The organism is Aquilutibacter rugosus (assembly GCF_036541335.1).
GTDB classification, from domain to species: domain Bacteria; phylum Pseudomonadota; class Gammaproteobacteria; order Xanthomonadales; family Xanthomonadaceae; genus Aquilutibacter; species Aquilutibacter rugosus.
This window is the reverse complement of record NZ_JAZHBO010000002.1, coordinates 842,869-857,489: the sequence shown is the minus strand read 5'-3', so window position 1 is coordinate 857,489 and position 14,621 is coordinate 842,869. Positions and strand designations below refer to the sequence as shown.

Below are 14,621 nucleotides of genomic sequence, written 5' to 3'. Positions count from 1 at the left end.
CTCACTTTGGCGGTTTGGGCCGGTGAGCCAAAGTGAGATGCCCGACATACGCCATTGTGAAGAAATGACGTAGAGTAGTGGGGTCATCACTATGTGTCCTGTGTCTGCTTGCCGTTCCTGCGCGCCATCCTCGCTGTAATTGTCGGGCTTATTATTGGCGGCATCATCAATTCGGCATTGGAGTGGACCGGCTCGGTTCTGATCGCGCCACCGGCCGGTGCCGCCATGATCACGACCGAGGGCATGCGTGCATCTGTCCATCTGATGCAGCTGCAGCACTTCATCTTTCCCTTTCTCGCCGATGCGATTGCCTCGCTCGCGGGCGCCTTTGTCGCGGCTAAAATTGCCGGACGCTATCACCTGATGGCAGCGATGAACGTCGCGATCCTGTTCCTGGCAATGGCCATTCACATCTACAGTGCCATCCCTTTTCCGGTCTGGTTCATGGCCATCGATTTTCTGTTTGCTTACATCCCGATGGCATGGATTGGCGACCGCCTTGGTCGGCCCCTCGCGCGGCTGGACCCGGAGTTCGAGTAAGAAACTCCCTGCGGTGCGAGCCGCTTGCAGCACATTCACTACTTTTCGGGTTGAGAATGTTCCGTAGATGCTTGATTTTTAAAAAGGAATGAAGCAATCTAAACAACCCCTGAAGGATTGTTGCCTGGTCTCCAATCTGAACGGCAAGTAAATTTCAGGTAGTTGCGGAGGCACACAGTGGCACTGACCAAGGCCGAAATGGCTGAACGTCTGTTCGATGAAGTCGGACTCAATAAGCGCGAGGCAAAGGAATTTGTCGATGCGTTTTTTGATGTGCTGCGCGCTGCGCTCGAAGATGGCCGCCAGGTGAAATTGTCGGGTTTCGGTAATTTTGATCTGCGTCGCAAGAGCCAACGTCCCGGTCGCAACCCCAAAACCGGCGAAGAAATCCCAATTACTGCACGTACGGTCGTCACTTTCCGTCCGGGCCAGAAACTCAAGGAGCGCGTAGAGGCTTATGTTGGATCCCAGCAGCAATAAAGAACTGCCGCCGATTCCGGCCAAGCGCTACTTCACCATTGGTGAGGTCTCGGACCTGTGCGATGTCAAACCGCACGTTCTGCGCTACTGGGAAACGGAGTTTCCGTCGCTGTCGCCCGTTAAGCGCCGCGGCAACCGCCGTTACTACCAGCGCCATGAGGTGCTGATGGTGCGTCAGATCCGCGGTCTGCTGTACGAGCAGGGCTACACCATCGGTGGCGCGCGTCTGCGTCTCGAAGGCGATGCCGGCAAGGACGAGTCCGCCATGAGCGCCCAGATCATCAAGCAAGTGCGCATGGAACTCGAAGACGTTTTGCAGATGCTGCGCCGCTGACCGATTCGACAATTTGCGCTATAATTACAAGCCCGCCGATGTGCGGGCTTTTCAATGATCGGGGCGTAGCGCAGCCTGGTAGCGCACTTGTCTGGGGGACAAGTGGTCGTCGGTTCAAATCCGGCCGTCCCGACCAATTTTAGCCTTTAAAACAAGGGCCTTCTCGTGATTCGGTAATCCATCACGGATTCTACTATTCCGACACCTTTCTATTATTTCGTCGGTTTGATCGGCGTTTTCTTGGCCCGATAGTGCCTGCGCGTCACCTTTGTGGACGTGTGCCCGAGTAGCTGCATAGCCAGATCATCGGTCTCAACGTCCGATCCTGCCTTCCGCCGAATATCGTGCAGCGTGGCCGATTCAATCCCCGCAGCGGCGAGTGCGTTCATCCACTGGGTTCGGAATCCAGCATAAGTGTAAGGTCCCGCCCTGCGGCTATTCGTTGCCAGCCGCTCGATCAGAAACTCGCGCCCAACCTGGCGGCCCAGTGCCAGTACGTTATCAATCGCTTGCCGCAGCGCGGGCGTAATCTCGACGTCCATCCACTTCTTTGCCTTGCGGTTCCAGTACGTCAGCACGTCATCGCCCACGTGCTCCACGCGGATATCGAGACCGTCACGGATTCGGCAACCAATCAAGTACAACACCACGATGGCAGCGGCTATATGGGGCTTCGCAGCGGCAAGCACCATGCGCAGCTCGTCGTCGCCCAGGTAGCGTTCTACGGGGCTCTCCTTGCGCCGATATTGTAGTCCCTTTGTCGGGTCTGTCCCGTCGAATCGCCCAGCATTGCGGGCATATGTGAAAACCGCCGACATAAACGTACGGTCGCGGTTTGACATCGCGTTCCCGTCTCGCGTGTGCACGTACCGATAGACGTGCGACTGCTTTATTTCTTCGAGCTTCATGTGGCCGAATACCGGCAAAACCCGCTTTGCGTTGTACGCATACAGTGCCAACGTGGCCGGGGCCAGATCAGCGGTTCGCGTTTCCAGCATCTCATGCGCCACGTCTGCGAACGTCTTAACTCCCTTGCGCTCCCCGACCAGCCCAGAGTAGGCGATCAGCGCACCGGGGTAATCATGCCCCAGGTTGATCCAGACATTATCCTTGACGAAGTAGTACGTATTGCCCTTGCGCTGCATATTGCGCGGCAGGTGGATATTCGTGGTGCGCTTGCGGCCCATTTAGGCAACCTTGCTCCAATCGGGTTCGGCTCTGGCTTCTTTGCGTGCAGGCTTCGGCTCGAACAGCGAGCGCGGAACCAGCGGGCGACCAATCGCATTGGGCGTGAACGCGATGCCCATCCGCGCAAGTCGGCGGCACTGTGCCTTGTAGCTGGTCGGCTCAAGGCTCGTCAGCTCGGCGACTTCATCAGGGGTTAGCCACAGGTCACTCACTTCTTCCTCCGCTCAATCTCTTTCTGCAAACACGTAGCGCAGAACCCGCTCCCTCGTGCCAGGTGTCCGCAGTGCGGGCTCGTGCCCCAAGTGTGGATTCCTTCGGCCTGCTGGTATCGCAGTTCGTATTCGAGCTGGTCAAGGCTCCAGTTCTCGAAGTCTTTTTTACTCATCTCGACATCCCCACATTTCAAAAATAGCGGCGACGATCGCGGCGATGGCGATGGCGATGGCGATGGCCCAGATGGCCAGGATGATGATGGTAGTCATTTCTCCATCTCCATCGCCGCGTCAATCATCCCCCGCAACCCGCCACCAAGTGCCGTCTCTACGATGGCAGAAGGCAGTAGCACCTGCCCGACTGTGTTGTTCACGTCAGCCAGCCAGTCAAGACGGGCGGCGTCTTTGCGCAGGCGGTCGAGTTCGGCTCGCAGCTTGTAGTTGTCCGAATCCGCCCGCCGGCAGTGCTCACGGAAACAGCAGGCGTTCATCGGGCTGTGGATCGTATCAAGGTCTAGTGGGCTGTCGCTCATGCCGTCACCTCATGCAACCAACTAATCAGGATCGGCCATAACCACTGGAACCCAAGCGCAATCAGCACGCCGAGTGCGATGAAAATTATTGCAAAAATAATAAGGTAGCCAACAAGTTCAGGGCCGCTGGGTCCGAAGTTAGACATCACTCACCTCCGGCACGTAGGCTCCGTTGATGATGTAGTTAAGCGCTCCACGCAAGGTAGGTTCCGTGTGGCCTGCGCCGATGTAATTCTCTGCAAACCGCTCAACCATTTCGTCTGTCACCTCAACCTTGCGTGGTTGGGTTGGTTCATAGTCCTCAATTGCTTCGAGTGCGTTTTCCCACGGGCAATTTGAACTTGAGTGCTCGCCAATATCCACGTGGAGTTTGGATGCAATTTCGTTGGCTAGTTTGTCAGCCCATTCGGTTGCACGTTCTTCTTGGCGTAACGTCTGCTCGCAATACTTGCAGTCATTTGCCTCACCCCCGCCACATTCAGCAATCAGGGCGTCTGCTTCCTGCAAGGCGAAATTGCGGGCACGATGATGGTCGCCAATGTTCTTTGGGCTGGCATACACGCCTTGCAGCAGCATGGCTGCGATTTGTAGTCTTGGGGTCAGGGTGGTCATTGGTCGGTGTCCCCTGCGATGAACGCTTCAATCTGTTCGGCGGTAGGCTTGCGCCAGTTCGTCACCATGCCCGTATCCAGATCAATGTTGAGAATGACGTAATCGCCGTAGTGTTGCTGTGGCATGAAGTCCGGCACGTACCCGCCATCCTGACCGCCAAGCTGTTCTCCGTCTTGGTCATGGATAAATGCCGTGAACCTGTCGCTCACTTTCAGGTGCAAGCGGATTTCCTTTGCTTCCACGTTGACGGTCTTGAGTTGATTTATTTTCATTGGTCGGTGTCCTTATTAGCTATAGCGATTGCACGGTTAAAGGCTTCGTGCGATTCCAGTTTGTCGGTTGCCGCGTTAGGCGGCGAAGGTGGGGTCAAATTGTTGTTAGGCATCAGTTCGGCGAAACGATGAGCTAACCGCCTTGAAGAATCGGCTCAATCGCAGCCGGAGAATCAGAAAGCCACCGGCGGTGGTGGATTGGATGAACGCTGACACTTCCTCGTCGCTGAGGCGGTCTTCCGGGAGGTCGAATTGTGCGCGGGCGGCCACAATCTCATCTGCGCTGTACATGGGTTCCTGTCCTGTTGTTGTGTCAGGCAATGATGCCTAACAATTCAATCCACCGCCCCATGCGGCGAAGGTTGGGTGTGGGTGGTGTTATGCCGCAGTTCGGCGTTCTCAGTGCGGAGGCGTTCAAGTTCTTCCGCCGTGAGTGGAAACCACACTTCCAGATCGCTGTTTTCGCGCCAGTACTGCCCCGTCTTTCGGTCAATCACATCGTGCGCCCACCCCTCCAACAGCAGCCGTTCGCACTCTGCCCACTGGTCTTCGTCCAGCAGTTCGCCAAGTCGCGCCCCGAGTTTCTGCAGCGGGTGGCCCATCGGCGGCAATTCCGGCAACCCTTCGTCGGCTCCCATCTCGTTCATCCAATCCTCATAACTGTATCGGTCGTTTTGGTCTATAAACGGTCGCATGTCATTTCCTCGTGTCAGCGGCATAACAATTCATTCAAGCCGCCTCGCTGTGCGGCGAAGTCGGGGTGTGGGTGGGGTTAGCTGGCAGTATTTCAGCGCCAAGCAAGCTCCAAGACTCAAACCCACCTTCACCATGTCCGCCGCGCTTCAACAATGCTTCAAGCTCTGGCAGATCAACGTCCACGGTCACGTAGTCCCTCCGGTCAATTCCCGGGCCGTATTGCATTTCGTGGCACTCAACAACAAAGCGGATCATTCGTTTCTCTCCATGATGGCGTCGTCCCACGACCTGCGAGCATTGTCCATCGACCGGCAAGTGGACGCAGCCAGGGTGTCGCCACCACACTGCGAGAGGTTGAAAGCGATGTCGGACAGCTGAGATCCCGCGCTCAATAGCCTTTCGTACCTCGCCTCCGCAGCCTCAACCCTCTGGCGCAGCGCCTCGACCTCGCGGGCGTGGGCATTTAACTCGGAAACGATTTCGTCAACAGTCATGCGGACGCCATCTTTCAAAATCGCCGCGCCGTCGCCCATGATTCCTTGGGAATATTCCACCGTCTTATCGTTGTCCATCGCTACTCCTTAATTCGGCCACGTCCGCCACGGTTTCGTTGTCACCCACGGCTCACCTCCAACGCGGCAATGACCGCATCCAACGCAAGCCCAAGCATTCGCGGGTCTGTCTGCGCACCTTCCGCACCACGCCGCCATGCGTTGTGTTCGGTAATCACTTCGATGGTTTTTTTGCGATTCAGTACGCCATTCGGCCACGCATCCGACACAACCGGCTTGGGTGGGTGGGTGAATAAGGGTGTTCCTTCAGCAAGTGAAGTCACGTCAACTTCTGGACTCCAACCGATATGCTGCGGGAACGCATGACAAACTTTCGCAACCGCCTCGCCCTGCTGTTGGAGGGCGGCTTGCCATGCTTGCCATTGCAGGGAACACTCCCGGCTTCCTAGCGGATTCTTTTCGAAGTCGAACGCATTGGTGACATACCACTGCTCAAACGCTTCACGGCTCATGCTAACACTCCTACGACTTCACCCGATGAATAGGTGTACGTCCAATTTTTACGAACTGCTATTACTCCCGTATCAACTGGATCGGATAACGCATACTCTTTTGCAAACTTCAATGCCTCATCCATATCGTCAGCTTTGACTGTGCGTTCAATCATCACCTCATACTTCACTTGGATTATGTATTCACGGCTCATTGGTCACCTCCTCGGTAGGCGGTAGGTTGCTATTCAATACGTTTTCCGCAATCTGGCGTTCCGTCATGCGAACGGCAATCTCAACGGCTTCCTCGCAAGTCGAAGCATTGAGAACGTCAGGGTGCTCACTCGCTGGCTTCCAGTTAATCATCTCGTCTGTCACCTCAACCTTGCTGGTTGGAGTTGTAGCCGAGCCGGAAACATGAGGCCGTGCGTATGGACTTTTCGGCAGTGCTGAATAATTCTGGTGTACGCCTACTGACCCCCCCAATTGGGAAAGCAGCGCATCACGCTCGGCGGTGAGGGTTCGTATTTCTTCACTCATTCCGTCTGCACGATGCCAGCCGAGATACCTTCTGCTAATCGTCCCTTGAGTCCATTCCGTCTTTTCCGACCACTCACGGTTGGCACATGCTTCACGCTCATAGTCAGCTTGCAGAGCAGCGTAGTCGGAGTGCAACGTGAAACGTCCATCGTCTGACTCATACGGCAGATATTCACCGTCATGCCAGTTCACTTCATACCGCTTAACCATAGGCTTTTTCAGAATGTCGGTCATGGCTTCCATTCTTTTGTTGTTGAGTTGAACCGTGCCAGCTTGCGCTTGAGTCTGGCAAGTCTGCTCCTTTGAGAGTTGGGCGAGGTCTTGCATCACTTCGGGGTTACTTGCGATACACGCAGCAGCAAAGCGATAGCGCGTCCAGCGCAACGGTGCGTCGTCGTCAATGATTTGGCATAGCGCCCACGCCACGCGATCACGGGCGCTGGCGGTTTCCTTGTCGAACGGTTCGTACATCACGACTTCACCCCCAGCGCGGATTCGATTGCATCGCTGACATTGCCGCCGTGAATCTTGCGGCATGCAGCATCGTAAATTGCTTGATATGTGTCGCTCACACCTCACCTCCACGCTGTCTCACTTCAAACTCGAACCACGCTTGTGCGTCCTCCTTCGTGCGGAATACTCCACCACGCTTGAGATTGTGTAGATGGATCGGGTGATCGGTCCATGTGTTTTTGTAGACGCCGCGCTCCTCTGTAATGTCAGTGAGCCAATACCGCTCGCCATCTTTCAAAGCCTCCCGCATCGGCTCGGGCAGCTCGACGCCGGCAACGGTGATGGTGCGGGGCTTGGGAGTGTAGTATTTGACGAACATAGGCGTGGAGCGTACGTGCCTGTCCGAGTCATTAGCAGGAACGGAATAGTCATATACAACCGTCTTTTCATCGGCCCACAAAACAACGGCTTCAATCTTCGGATCGTCCTTGTCTACCCACACACTGCCGGGCTGTGGGATGTCAGTCATTGCGAACTCCTGTGAGAATGGAAAACAAAGTGCCCACAACTGCCGCGATAACGACCCACAGCAGCGTGAAGACAATGAAAATGGTCATTTGCCGGTCCGCACGTACTCATAGCCCAAGCGGTCTAGCGTCTGCGCCGAATACCAAATCACCCTGCGTTCCAACAGTTGCTTCACGGTGTCGCGGTGAATGCCGGTTGCCTTTGACGCGCCAAGGACGGTCTTACCGTTGGCCGCCCAAATGCGGCGCATCTCGGCAAATACGGGTTCAAGATCTTTACGGTTAGCGGCCACGGCTGTTCCTCCAAAGGTTGTACAGTTCGATTGCGCCGAATACGGCGACGATGAAAATCAGCATCTTGGTGTCAGTGCTCATGCGATGCGCCTCGCAGAGATCGACTCATCGACACCCACGCGAACGCCGGGGATGCTGGCCTTGTCCTTGAGTGAGGTAATGACGCCATTGATGGCCTTCATGTCCGCCGCAAGGTATCCGAGCAGGGACAGGTCGCCATTGGCTGCCGCGCTGCCTGCTGCAATCACCAGCGCTTTCAGATCCACGTCCAGCGCCTTGTAACGCCTCGTGGTGCTGATGCCCTTGGCAACGGCCTTGGGCGCTTGGAAGGTCGCCACCGGGGCTAGATCGGCGATCTCTACAGCGTCCTCAACATCCAGTAGCTTCTCGGTTGCGGCCTCGATCGCTGCAACATCGTTCGATGCAAGTGCAGCCCGCTTGGCTTCTTCTGCCGCGCGGCGCTCCGCTTCCAGTCGCTCGCGTTCGACTCGGGCCTTTTCCTCTGCCTCGCGCTGGGCAATGGCTGCGAGCCTGTCCTGCTCCTGCTTGTATGCCAGCAGCGAACGGCGCAAGATCTGTTCGGCTTCGTCCAGGCGCGAGATGGGAACGGCGAACAGCTCCATGACTTTCTTTTTGGCCTGATCCATCGGGCCGGTGATCGCCTTGCGTGTTTCCTCGACGTGCTTCTTCTTGGTCGAGATTTCGCGCAACTGCTGGCCTGCAATGTCAAACATTTCTGGGCTGTCAATCGCCATGTCCTCGACCAGCGAGTACATGTTGTTGGCGACAGCTAAGGCGGCCTGCTGCGCCTGTTCGGGGTTCAATTGGGTCATTGGTTCTTCTTCCAGTTGTGAATCGTGAGACAGCTCAGAAAGGTCTTGATGTCGCCGCGGTCTTTCAGCGGTGCGAGCCGGTAGTCGTTGGGGTTTGGCAGTTGCAGCACGTAGCGCTCTTCAACCCACCACAGACCGGCCTCTTCCAATGCGAGCTTGTAGGCTGCTGTCTGCGGGCCTGCCGTTGCGGGGACGGCAGCGGTGCACTTGATGTCGATCAGAACGGTCTTGCCGTGCATTTCTCCGTACAGATCCAGCGTCCCGGCAAAGTCGTAGTCCTTCGAATAGACGCGCTGTTCGGTCTTCAAGACCTTGAAGCCCGTTTCCGCAATGAACCGCTGCCATGTCGGAAAGTACGGGGCCACGCGCTCATGCAGGCCGTCCACGTCAAGGGTGCCCAAGCAATCGAGTTCGATCATCTTATGGACTGCCGTGCCAAGCTGGGCCGCTGCCTCCATCTGCGGACGCGGAACGCCGCGGTAGATGTGCTCGGACAGCGGCTTCAGGATCGTGGTAACAGAGTCGATCACGCGCCCGTTGAGCTTGTAGGTATGCGTGGATTCGTCGAATTGCAGGTCTGTCATTTCAGGGCCTGCAGCACGCCCGTGATATTCCCGGCATGGATCGGCGCGAACTGCGCAATAACGTCATCCATCGACTTGCCCACCAGCCGCGCTTTCTTTTCAAGAACCTTCAGCGCCTCGGGCGACAGGTCGATGACGGGCATATGTTCGGTGTCTGCGTCATCGGTATCGACAAACTCAGCATCGTCGATCACCTCGGCAGGCTTGGACTCGGCCTTGGCCTTCGGCATCAGATCCGAGACATTGCTCGATTGCTGGATCAGCGGAACGTCCGCTTCTCGGATGCGCTCGGCTTCGTCCTGGTCGTAGATGCCGACGAACCCGAAAGCTAACCGTGCACACTGGATCATGGTCTTGTGACGCAGGAATCGCTTCGGGTGCGACTGCCACGGGCCATTGACTGTGTAACCCTCCTTCGACTTGAACGCGGGTCGGTACACTTCGTCCAGATACTCTCGCACCACAGTAGGGCGTGAACGGTCCTTTCGGTAGATCCGGCACTCAAACCATTCCGGACAGTCTGCCAGTGCACCATCGGGCCGAACCATTTCGTTCGGAGATGAGAACTCCATACCGTCGAACTGCGAGTTCGAGTTGATAATGCGGCTCCATCCGTCCACACCCACCACTGGCGTGACGCCGTTTTGCTTATCCGGGAACGCGAATATTTCCCTCGTGAACGGGTTTAACCCGTACTGGTTGGCGACAACAAGAAGCTGGATCATTTGATCCTCAGTCACTTCGCCCGACTTTAGTTTGAAAGCGGTGGACTTCAGGGTGGCCAGCACCCGCGACGGGGCGATTTCGTAACGCTCACCGAATGTTTTGATCAGTGACTTTTTATCATCCATTGGTGCAAGCTGTGCATTCATCCGTTGGTTCCTTTTGCGTGTGAGTTGTCCGCCCCTGCCGGGCTATGGGCAGATGGTTGAGTGGCAGGGACGGACGGTGAAGGGTGGGTTTGCTCGAACATCTTGAGAGCGATGTAGAGCGCGTATAGATCAGGATCGAACCGCGTGGTCACCTGGTAGTCGGCGACGGCGCTGTTCATTGCGCACCTCGCGCGATCCCGATGACGACGACGAACAGACACATGGCAGTCAGGGCCGCATTCGGCAGGAACCAGTCGTGCGATTCAAGCCAAGCGGCCAGTCGGTAGCCGAAGGTGTGTTCGAGAAAGCGGACGGTTTCGCGTTTCATCTCAGGTCTCCGAAATCGGGTGGGTCTCATTGAATCGGTCCGCCGCCTCAATCAGTGAATCGAGCAACGGGTACAGACTTGTATCTGTGCGGGACAGCTTCTCGGCCAACTGAATCGTGGCCGACAGCAGGCAGCGAGCCGTGTCAAGGCTCTCAGGCAGCGGCAAAATGGCGTTCATGCAGCCCTCCGAATCGCACTTTCGGCGGCGACATGGGTTGAGAATCGGTTCTTACCTGAATGGATGCGACCGCGAAAAATCTTGGCCTTGTATCCCATGAACACGATGTGCTCGATCGGCATGAGGTGGCCAAGTGCCTCGTAGTACGCTGGGGCGTTCTTGTAGTGACGGTTGCCAGTGCCTGCACATACGCGGCATTCGTAATCCGTCTCGCGGCACGGGACCGGGTTTCCGTCCGAAATGCGCCCGTATCCATCGCATTCGCGGCAGGTGTTGCGCGGGCCTTCAATGTCTTGCGCCCATTTGAAATCGGTGTTCATTTCCCTGTCCTCAACGTTTTGTTTCGTTAAAGACAGTAAAGCACCGCTTTACATTAAGGTCAAGCGTAGATTGACTCAAAAGTAAAGCAATGTTTTATTTTGCGTAATGCGTCACAAATTTGAGGCAACAAAAAACCCCGCCGGAGCGGGGTGGGGTGGGGCAGATTTATTAAATCAAAGCGAGTGAGATGCTGTTTTCAGCAGTCTGTCTTCCCTTTGCTCTTTTGTAGGCTTTCTCAGCATTGCAGCGAAATCATAGGCCGCTTGAGCCTGTTTATTTGTCGCCTGCTTGGATGGTTTGCTGTCCTTCGGCTTCTTCAATGCCGACAATTGGCCGCTACTTTTCATCACTTATATCATCCTGTTTGTCGGTGGTTAGGCAGAGTAATTCCACAAACGCTTTTTCCTTTTCTGGAAATGTCATGATATTCGAAAAAAAGTTGAAAAATGTTAGTTCTGATGGATTAGGGGCGTCAACATGTTTAAAGATCGATCGCGCTTCCTTCCGGTCGATTACAAAGCCGTGAGAGGGGTAGTTTCTAACCAACGACTCTAGGCCGTCATCTTTAAGGATTTTTGACTGTCCATTTAACTTCTCACCGTAATCAAACGCGATGCGTGTTTTTCGTTGCATCTCACCAATTCGTAAAGGGTCGAGCTGTGACAGCAGTGGCGCAGAAATGGATGTGCTTACCTTGGCCGCGAGCTCTGCAGCCATTTTTGTCGATAGCCCGGCCTCCCTGTTCTTGACTAAGATGTTATGAAACGTGAACTGAATGTGCTCTGTCACAGCCTGCAGCGCCTCGTTCATGTCGAGGCCAGAGCTTTGCTCAAGCAGTTCACTTCCTTTGTTTACCTGTATGTCTAAAGGTCCAAGCTCACCTAGGTCACCGATTGCAATTTCGTTGCCGACTAGCGTAATCAACGTTCCAGCACTTTTGCAGAATCCAGTCACGACGATCCGAATCGACGTGTAATAATGCTGCAGACACCTGGCGATTCGAAATGCTGCATCCGGATCGCCGCCGTACGTCGTTAAGAATAAAGTGCAACTGCTATTACGTGCCTTGGTATCTAGCTCGTTAGACAAACGATAATGCAAATCTCGGTTAATTTTTCCGGATATCACGAGATAGTCTCGGCTCGCATCTGAGTTGATAAGCGCATTAATCGCTGCTTCGCCGCTGTTCATGCTAATTGGTTCTCCATGGCATATTTAATCTATGGGGTCGCTATCCAATACCGCCCACTGCGGGGGTTTTCGTTGGGGGGGGGCTATTCCTGCCCTTGATCGGCCTCCTGCTCGCTTACATATGCCATGCAGCCTTCAATGAATGAATCACTGTTGCCGCTGCACTCGCCGTAGTCTGAAACGCCATTGGTCATCGCCCAGTCGTAACCGGCATCATGTCCACCACAATCGACGGTGCAGTTGTAGCCAGCATACGTGCCAACATCGCCGGAAACGGCATTCGCCATCTTGGCAGCCTCCTTTGCCATTCGATGCGCTTCATCTGCACTCGCTTGAGCTGACGCTTCGCGCTCCAGTTGCTCTGCAAGGAGCAATTTATCCATGTGCCTCTGTACGGCTTGATTGCGGATGTTGACTTGATATTCTTCGTCATAATCCGTCAACCCCAGCAGTCCGCGCCACCAGCTTCCCTCCTTCCGCGTCGCGACTTTATCGCATATCGGCGTAAGAAAACTGCTATCGCAATCCTTGCCACAAGCATAATCAGCTTCAAACGAGCGACCGATGTCGCGGGTGCGCTGGCGCACGGCATCTAGGCATTTATCCAAAGATCCGAACTTTCCGACTTCATATTGCACCGCGCCGCCATTCTTAGTGAAGTCCGGATAGACATAGCCCGTCCAGTCATCCTTTGAAAATTGCCAGATCAGCAAAGCCGCTACGGCAAAAGCAACAAAAGTGCCGCAACCATCGTTATCCGTAGTCGAGGACATCAATCCACCCAACTTGCTACCCATTCCACCTTTCCGATGATCTGGATAGGGTGGCGTTTGCTTTCCATTGGTTTAGGGCGACGCCATGCGTGCTCACCATCGGGGTTCAGCGCATCGAACCACCAACTGCCGTCTAACTCAATACAACGCTTCACGCTGTAATTCGAGCCATTAATACCTGGAACAAGAATGACGAACAAGCCGCCGTCCACAGGCCGCGTCTTACTGGTATCAAACAAGATTGCGGCTCCGTCCTTAATGGTTGGCAGCATCGAATCGCCCTTGCCATAAAAGACTGCGCAGTTGGCCGCGTTCAATCCACGCCCGTCGAGTGAAGTGCGTTTGAACTTCAGGCTATGCGTTTCAGCGTAGTCCATCGGCTCCTCGCCGTCGCCAAGTGCGGCGGCTTGCGAGTAACCCAAAACGTCGGTGTATTCGTCGTCATTGACAGTGGTGGCCGGCACAACGTCCAGCAATTCCGCTAAATCGGATCCCGTTACCTGCGCCAGCTTCGCAAGGTTCGCCTTGTCGATCTTTCCAGTGCGCCGCCAGCCGTTAACGGCCTGTTTCGTCACGCCGATTTGCTCCGCAATGTAGTCCTGAGTCATGCGCTTATCGCGGGCTTTAGCGGCGTCCATCGCTTCGGTAATTCGTGCAGCAAGTTGCATATTGTCAATCATCGGTTGATTGTTTCGCCAGCTGCTGAAATTTGTAAGCAACTTGCGCTTGACATTGAGGTAAAGCGGTGCTTTACTTACGTCATGGAACCGATTATCAAAGCAATTGAAGCATTCGGCGGCAACCAAACCGCCTTCGCTGAAGCACTTGGAGTCACCAAAGGCGCAGTCACCAACTGGATCGCTGGAACGGCACGGGTTGACCCGAAAAACTGCCGCGCCATTGAAGCGTTGACGGGCGGCGAGGTCACGGCGGCTCAAATCCGACCGGACGTGTTTGGTGATGTCGAATTGCTGAAAACCGCATAACTCCATTGCCACTAACCCCGTTTGGTGTTGGTGGCTTTTTTGTAACCCAAAACCGCTGTCCCACGTTGTCCCACGTTATGGGACTAAGTAGGAAACCATGCAATCCCAGCTCTTTTACGACACATATGAGGATGCTCTGCGCGATACCGTTACCGCGCTGGGCGGCTTTAAGAAGGTCGGCAACATGCTCTGGCCCGCAATGGCCGTGGATGAGGCTGGCCGCAAACTGTCGCACTGCCTGAACTCGGAAAAACGGGAACGGCTTTGCCCCAATGAGCTGGCACTAATCCGCCGTGAATCGCGGCGAGTTGGTGTTCACATGCTCGCCACCTTCGAGATGCGTGATGCCGGCTACTCCGACCCCGTGCCCGTCGAGCCCGAAGACGAACAAGCCGCACTTCGTCGTGAGTACGTCGAGGCCGTCAAGGCGATGGCCGTGATGACGAAGCGCATGGAACGGGCCGGGATGCTGGGGGTGACGCCGTGATCGAGCGCATCCGTGTTGCCGTCCGGGATTGGTTGAATAAGCCGACGTCCGCAGAGCGTGAGCGCGACGAACGCTGGCTGGAGTTTCAGAAATCCGCGATTTTCTGCGCGTCTACTAAGAGCCGCGGGCAAGCAAAACAATCGACCGTGACTGCTCTTCAATCAGATTCGCCAAATCTGGATCACGATTTTCGCGAACCGAATGCAAGGACTGAATCCGAGCAAGTTGAGTCAGGTTGTATTCCATCCGCTGAATCAGCCGTTCGCGGTCAGGGTGGGTCTCAATGATCGCCAATAACACCTGCGTATGCACGGCAAGCATGGCTTCGTCATACAGCGCTTTCTTTTCGTCCATTTCGCCCTCCCTTGGGGCTGGTTTGTGTGA

General features: G+C 55.3%; 30 protein-coding genes and 1 tRNA gene. 6 read left to right on the top strand and 25 right to left on the bottom strand.

The features are described 5' to 3' along the window. The first annotated feature begins 108 nt into the window (after positions 1-108). The 4 genes from V3390_RS09475 (at position 109) to V3390_RS09460 (ending at position 1,490) form a co-directional block, all read left to right on the top strand. A complete protein-coding gene (locus V3390_RS09475; RefSeq protein WP_331704239.1) occupies positions 109-540 on the top strand; it encodes a hypothetical protein in 432 nt (143 codons plus the stop codon). A gap of 177 nt (positions 541-717) precedes the next feature. Next, on the top strand, positions 718-1,020 hold the full coding sequence (locus V3390_RS09470) for an integration host factor subunit alpha (RefSeq protein WP_331689936.1): 303 nt from the start codon (positions 718-720) through the stop codon (positions 1,018-1,020). Further along, a complete protein-coding gene (locus tag V3390_RS09465; protein ID WP_331689937.1) occupies positions 998-1,354 on the top strand; it encodes a MerR family transcriptional regulator in 357 nt (118 codons plus the stop codon). Before V3390_RS09470 ends, V3390_RS09465 begins: the two co-directional genes overlap by 23 nt. A 59-nt stretch (positions 1,355-1,413) precedes the next feature. After that, positions 1,414-1,490 (top strand) — tRNA-Pro (locus V3390_RS09460). A gap of 76 nt (positions 1,491-1,566) precedes the next feature. On the opposite strand, the gene V3390_RS09455 is transcribed toward V3390_RS09460, so the two are convergent. From V3390_RS09455 to V3390_RS10250, 24 genes are all read right to left on the bottom strand, one after another. Then, positions 1,567-2,541, bottom strand: coding sequence for a tyrosine-type recombinase/integrase (locus tag V3390_RS09455; protein WP_331704238.1), 975 nt, complete (start codon positions 2,539-2,541; stop codon positions 1,567-1,569). Continuing rightward, positions 2,542-2,754: a DUF4224 domain-containing protein gene (locus V3390_RS09450; protein ID WP_331704236.1), complete on the bottom strand. Its 213-nt coding sequence runs from the start codon at positions 2,752-2,754 to the stop codon at positions 2,542-2,544. A 266-nt stretch (positions 2,755-3,020) separates the two neighbouring features. Then, a complete protein-coding gene (locus tag V3390_RS09445; protein WP_331704234.1) occupies positions 3,021-3,287 on the bottom strand; it encodes a hypothetical protein in 267 nt (88 codons plus the stop codon). Continuing rightward, complete coding sequence (locus tag V3390_RS09440; RefSeq protein WP_331704233.1) at positions 3,284-3,433, bottom strand: hypothetical protein; 150 nt, start codon at positions 3,431-3,433, stop codon at positions 3,284-3,286. Before V3390_RS09440 ends, V3390_RS09445 begins: the two co-directional genes overlap by 4 nt. Further along, the gene (locus V3390_RS09435) at positions 3,426-3,899 is read right to left on the bottom strand and encodes a hypothetical protein (protein WP_331704232.1); all 474 of its coding nucleotides are present in this window, start codon (positions 3,897-3,899) and stop codon (positions 3,426-3,428) included. Before V3390_RS09435 ends, V3390_RS09440 begins: the two co-directional genes overlap by 8 nt. Then, positions 3,896-4,171 carry a hypothetical protein gene (locus tag V3390_RS09430; RefSeq protein WP_331704231.1) on the bottom strand — a complete coding sequence of 92 codons (276 nt, stop codon included), beginning with the start codon at positions 4,169-4,171 and terminating at the stop codon, positions 3,896-3,898. The genes V3390_RS09435 and V3390_RS09430 overlap by 4 nt, the downstream gene beginning before the upstream one ends. Before the next feature lie 105 nt (positions 4,172-4,276). After that, positions 4,277-4,462, bottom strand: a complete 186-nt coding sequence (locus V3390_RS09425) for a hypothetical protein (RefSeq protein WP_331704230.1) — start codon at positions 4,460-4,462, stop codon at positions 4,277-4,279. 44 nt (positions 4,463-4,506) lie between these two features. Next, positions 4,507-4,818, bottom strand: a complete 312-nt coding sequence (locus tag V3390_RS09420) for a hypothetical protein (protein ID WP_331704229.1) — start codon at positions 4,816-4,818, stop codon at positions 4,507-4,509. An 82-nt stretch (positions 4,819-4,900) separates the two neighbouring features. Continuing rightward, positions 4,901-5,122: a hypothetical protein gene (locus V3390_RS09415; protein ID WP_331704228.1), complete on the bottom strand. Its 222-nt coding sequence runs from the start codon at positions 5,120-5,122 to the stop codon at positions 4,901-4,903. Further along, positions 5,119-5,439: an aldo-keto reductase family protein gene (locus V3390_RS09410; protein WP_331704227.1), complete on the bottom strand. Its 321-nt coding sequence runs from the start codon at positions 5,437-5,439 to the stop codon at positions 5,119-5,121. The genes V3390_RS09415 and V3390_RS09410 overlap by 4 nt, the downstream gene beginning before the upstream one ends. A 41-nt stretch (positions 5,440-5,480) precedes the next feature. Beyond that, positions 5,481-5,891 (bottom strand): hypothetical protein, encoded by a 411-nt coding sequence (locus tag V3390_RS09405; protein WP_331704226.1) that lies wholly within the window; start codon positions 5,889-5,891, stop codon positions 5,481-5,483. Next, entirely contained in the window at positions 5,888-6,085 is a 198-nt protein-coding gene (locus V3390_RS09400) for a hypothetical protein (RefSeq protein WP_331704225.1), read from the bottom strand. Before V3390_RS09400 ends, V3390_RS09405 begins: the two co-directional genes overlap by 4 nt. Continuing rightward, positions 6,075-6,884: a hypothetical protein gene (locus V3390_RS09395; protein WP_331704223.1), complete on the bottom strand. Its 810-nt coding sequence runs from the start codon at positions 6,882-6,884 to the stop codon at positions 6,075-6,077. Before V3390_RS09395 ends, V3390_RS09400 begins: the two co-directional genes overlap by 11 nt. A 94-nt stretch (positions 6,885-6,978) precedes the next feature. Further along, positions 6,979-7,392 carry a hypothetical protein gene (locus V3390_RS09390; RefSeq protein ID WP_331704222.1) on the bottom strand — a complete coding sequence of 138 codons (414 nt, stop codon included), beginning with the start codon at positions 7,390-7,392 and terminating at the stop codon, positions 6,979-6,981. An 84-nt stretch (positions 7,393-7,476) separates the two neighbouring features. Beyond that, a complete protein-coding gene (locus tag V3390_RS09385) occupies positions 7,477-7,683 on the bottom strand; it encodes a hypothetical protein (protein ID WP_331704221.1) in 207 nt (68 codons plus the stop codon). 78 nt (positions 7,684-7,761) lie between these two features. Continuing rightward, a complete protein-coding gene (locus V3390_RS09380) occupies positions 7,762-8,517 on the bottom strand; it encodes a hypothetical protein (protein ID WP_331704220.1) in 756 nt (251 codons plus the stop codon). Continuing rightward, the gene (locus V3390_RS09375) at positions 8,514-9,101 is read right to left on the bottom strand and encodes a PD-(D/E)XK nuclease family protein (protein WP_331704219.1); all 588 of its coding nucleotides are present in this window, start codon (positions 9,099-9,101) and stop codon (positions 8,514-8,516) included. Before V3390_RS09375 ends, V3390_RS09380 begins: the two co-directional genes overlap by 4 nt. Then, on the bottom strand, positions 9,098-9,973 hold the full coding sequence (bet, locus tag V3390_RS09370) for a phage recombination protein Bet (protein WP_331704218.1): 876 nt from the start codon (positions 9,971-9,973) through the stop codon (positions 9,098-9,100). Before bet ends, V3390_RS09375 begins: the two co-directional genes overlap by 4 nt. Positions 9,974-10,148: 175 nt before the next feature. After that, positions 10,149-10,301, bottom strand: coding sequence for a hypothetical protein (locus V3390_RS09365; protein WP_331704217.1), 153 nt, complete (start codon positions 10,299-10,301; stop codon positions 10,149-10,151). A 1-nt stretch (position 10,302) separates the two neighbouring features. Further along, positions 10,303-10,479: a hypothetical protein gene (locus V3390_RS09360; RefSeq protein ID WP_331704216.1), complete on the bottom strand. Its 177-nt coding sequence runs from the start codon at positions 10,477-10,479 to the stop codon at positions 10,303-10,305. After that, the gene (locus V3390_RS09355; protein WP_331704215.1) at positions 10,476-10,799 is read right to left on the bottom strand and encodes a hypothetical protein; all 324 of its coding nucleotides are present in this window, start codon (positions 10,797-10,799) and stop codon (positions 10,476-10,478) included. The genes V3390_RS09360 and V3390_RS09355 overlap by 4 nt, the downstream gene beginning before the upstream one ends. Before the next feature lie 337 nt (positions 10,800-11,136). Beyond that, on the bottom strand, positions 11,137-11,991 hold the full coding sequence (locus V3390_RS09350; RefSeq protein WP_331704214.1) for an ATP-dependent Clp protease proteolytic subunit: 855 nt from the start codon (positions 11,989-11,991) through the stop codon (positions 11,137-11,139). Between the two features lie 83 nt (positions 11,992-12,074). Beyond that, positions 12,075-12,788, bottom strand: a complete 714-nt coding sequence (locus V3390_RS09345; RefSeq protein WP_331704213.1) for a hypothetical protein — start codon at positions 12,786-12,788, stop codon at positions 12,075-12,077. Next, positions 12,764-13,402, bottom strand: a complete 639-nt coding sequence (locus tag V3390_RS10250) for a LexA family transcriptional regulator (RefSeq protein ID WP_425493049.1) — start codon at positions 13,400-13,402, stop codon at positions 12,764-12,766. The genes V3390_RS09345 and V3390_RS10250 overlap by 25 nt, the downstream gene beginning before the upstream one ends. 123 nt (positions 13,403-13,525) lie before the next feature. Between V3390_RS10250 and V3390_RS10245 the strand changes: the two genes are divergently transcribed. Next, a complete protein-coding gene (locus V3390_RS10245) occupies positions 13,526-13,750 on the top strand; it encodes a transcriptional regulator (protein ID WP_425493034.1) in 225 nt (74 codons plus the stop codon). Between the two features lie 97 nt (positions 13,751-13,847). After that, positions 13,848-14,237, top strand: coding sequence for a hypothetical protein (locus V3390_RS09335; RefSeq protein ID WP_331704211.1), 390 nt, complete (start codon positions 13,848-13,850; stop codon positions 14,235-14,237). Between the two features lie 114 nt (positions 14,238-14,351). Here V3390_RS09335 and V3390_RS09330 read toward each other — a convergent pair whose 3' ends face one another. Continuing rightward, positions 14,352-14,591, bottom strand: coding sequence for a hypothetical protein (locus V3390_RS09330; RefSeq protein WP_331704210.1), 240 nt, complete (start codon positions 14,589-14,591; stop codon positions 14,352-14,354). Between the last annotated feature and the right edge of the window lie 30 nt (positions 14,592-14,621).

Excerpts from the sequence above, each read along its gene's own strand:
- bet (WP_331704218.1), bottom strand. The coding sequence starts at position 9,973 with ATGAATGCACAGCTTGCACCAATGGATGATAAAAAGTCACTGATCAAA.
- V3390_RS09400 (WP_331704225.1), bottom strand. The coding sequence starts at position 6,085 with ATGAGCCGTGAATACATAATCCAAGTGAAGTATGAGGTGATGATTGAA.
- V3390_RS09425 (WP_331704230.1), bottom strand. The coding sequence starts at position 4,462 with ATGTACAGCGCAGATGAGATTGTGGCCGCCCGCGCACAATTCGACCTC.
- V3390_RS09435 (WP_331704232.1), bottom strand. The coding sequence starts at position 3,899 with ATGACCACCCTGACCCCAAGACTACAAATCGCAGCCATGCTGCTGCAA.
- V3390_RS09345 (WP_331704213.1), bottom strand. The coding sequence starts at position 12,788 with ATGGGTAGCAAGTTGGGTGGATTGATGTCCTCGACTACGGATAACGAT.
- V3390_RS09380 (WP_331704220.1), bottom strand. The coding sequence starts at position 8,517 with ATGACCCAATTGAACCCCGAACAGGCGCAGCAGGCCGCCTTAGCTGTC.
- V3390_RS09430 (WP_331704231.1), bottom strand. The coding sequence starts at position 4,171 with ATGAAAATAAATCAACTCAAGACCGTCAACGTGGAAGCAAAGGAAATC.
- V3390_RS09405 (WP_331704226.1), bottom strand. The coding sequence starts at position 5,891 with ATGAGCCGTGAAGCGTTTGAGCAGTGGTATGTCACCAATGCGTTCGAC.
- V3390_RS09445 (WP_331704234.1), bottom strand. The coding sequence starts at position 3,287 with ATGAGCGACAGCCCACTAGACCTTGATACGATCCACAGCCCGATGAAC.
- V3390_RS09420 (WP_331704229.1), bottom strand. The coding sequence starts at position 4,818 with ATGAACGAGATGGGAGCCGACGAAGGGTTGCCGGAATTGCCGCCGATG.
- V3390_RS10245 (WP_425493034.1), top strand. The coding sequence starts at position 13,526 with ATGGAACCGATTATCAAAGCAATTGAAGCATTCGGCGGCAACCAAACC.
- V3390_RS09355 (WP_331704215.1), bottom strand. The coding sequence starts at position 10,799 with ATGAACACCGATTTCAAATGGGCGCAAGACATTGAAGGCCCGCGCAAC.
- V3390_RS09455 (WP_331704238.1), bottom strand. The coding sequence starts at position 2,541 with ATGGGCCGCAAGCGCACCACGAATATCCACCTGCCGCGCAATATGCAG.
- V3390_RS09375 (WP_331704219.1), bottom strand. The coding sequence starts at position 9,101 with ATGACAGACCTGCAATTCGACGAATCCACGCATACCTACAAGCTCAAC.
- V3390_RS09365 (WP_331704217.1), bottom strand. The coding sequence starts at position 10,301 with ATGAAACGCGAAACCGTCCGCTTTCTCGAACACACCTTCGGCTACCGA.
- V3390_RS09360 (WP_331704216.1), bottom strand. The coding sequence starts at position 10,479 with ATGAACGCCATTTTGCCGCTGCCTGAGAGCCTTGACACGGCTCGCTGC.
- V3390_RS09465 (WP_331689937.1), top strand. The coding sequence starts at position 998 with ATGTTGGATCCCAGCAGCAATAAAGAACTGCCGCCGATTCCGGCCAAG.
- V3390_RS10250 (WP_425493049.1), bottom strand. The coding sequence starts at position 13,402 with ATGGACGCCGCTAAAGCCCGCGATAAGCGCATGACTCAGGACTACATT.
- V3390_RS09330 (WP_331704210.1), bottom strand. The coding sequence starts at position 14,591 with ATGGACGAAAAGAAAGCGCTGTATGACGAAGCCATGCTTGCCGTGCAT.
- V3390_RS09390 (WP_331704222.1), bottom strand. The coding sequence starts at position 7,392 with ATGACTGACATCCCACAGCCCGGCAGTGTGTGGGTAGACAAGGACGAT.
- V3390_RS09440 (WP_331704233.1), bottom strand. The coding sequence starts at position 3,433 with ATGTCTAACTTCGGACCCAGCGGCCCTGAACTTGTTGGCTACCTTATT.
- V3390_RS09335 (WP_331704211.1), top strand. The coding sequence starts at position 13,848 with ATGCAATCCCAGCTCTTTTACGACACATATGAGGATGCTCTGCGCGAT.
- V3390_RS09350 (WP_331704214.1), bottom strand. The coding sequence starts at position 11,991 with ATGAACAGCGGCGAAGCAGCGATTAATGCGCTTATCAACTCAGATGCG.
- V3390_RS09415 (WP_331704228.1), bottom strand. The coding sequence starts at position 5,122 with ATGATCCGCTTTGTTGTTGAGTGCCACGAAATGCAATACGGCCCGGGA.
- V3390_RS09410 (WP_331704227.1), bottom strand. The coding sequence starts at position 5,439 with ATGGACAACGATAAGACGGTGGAATATTCCCAAGGAATCATGGGCGAC.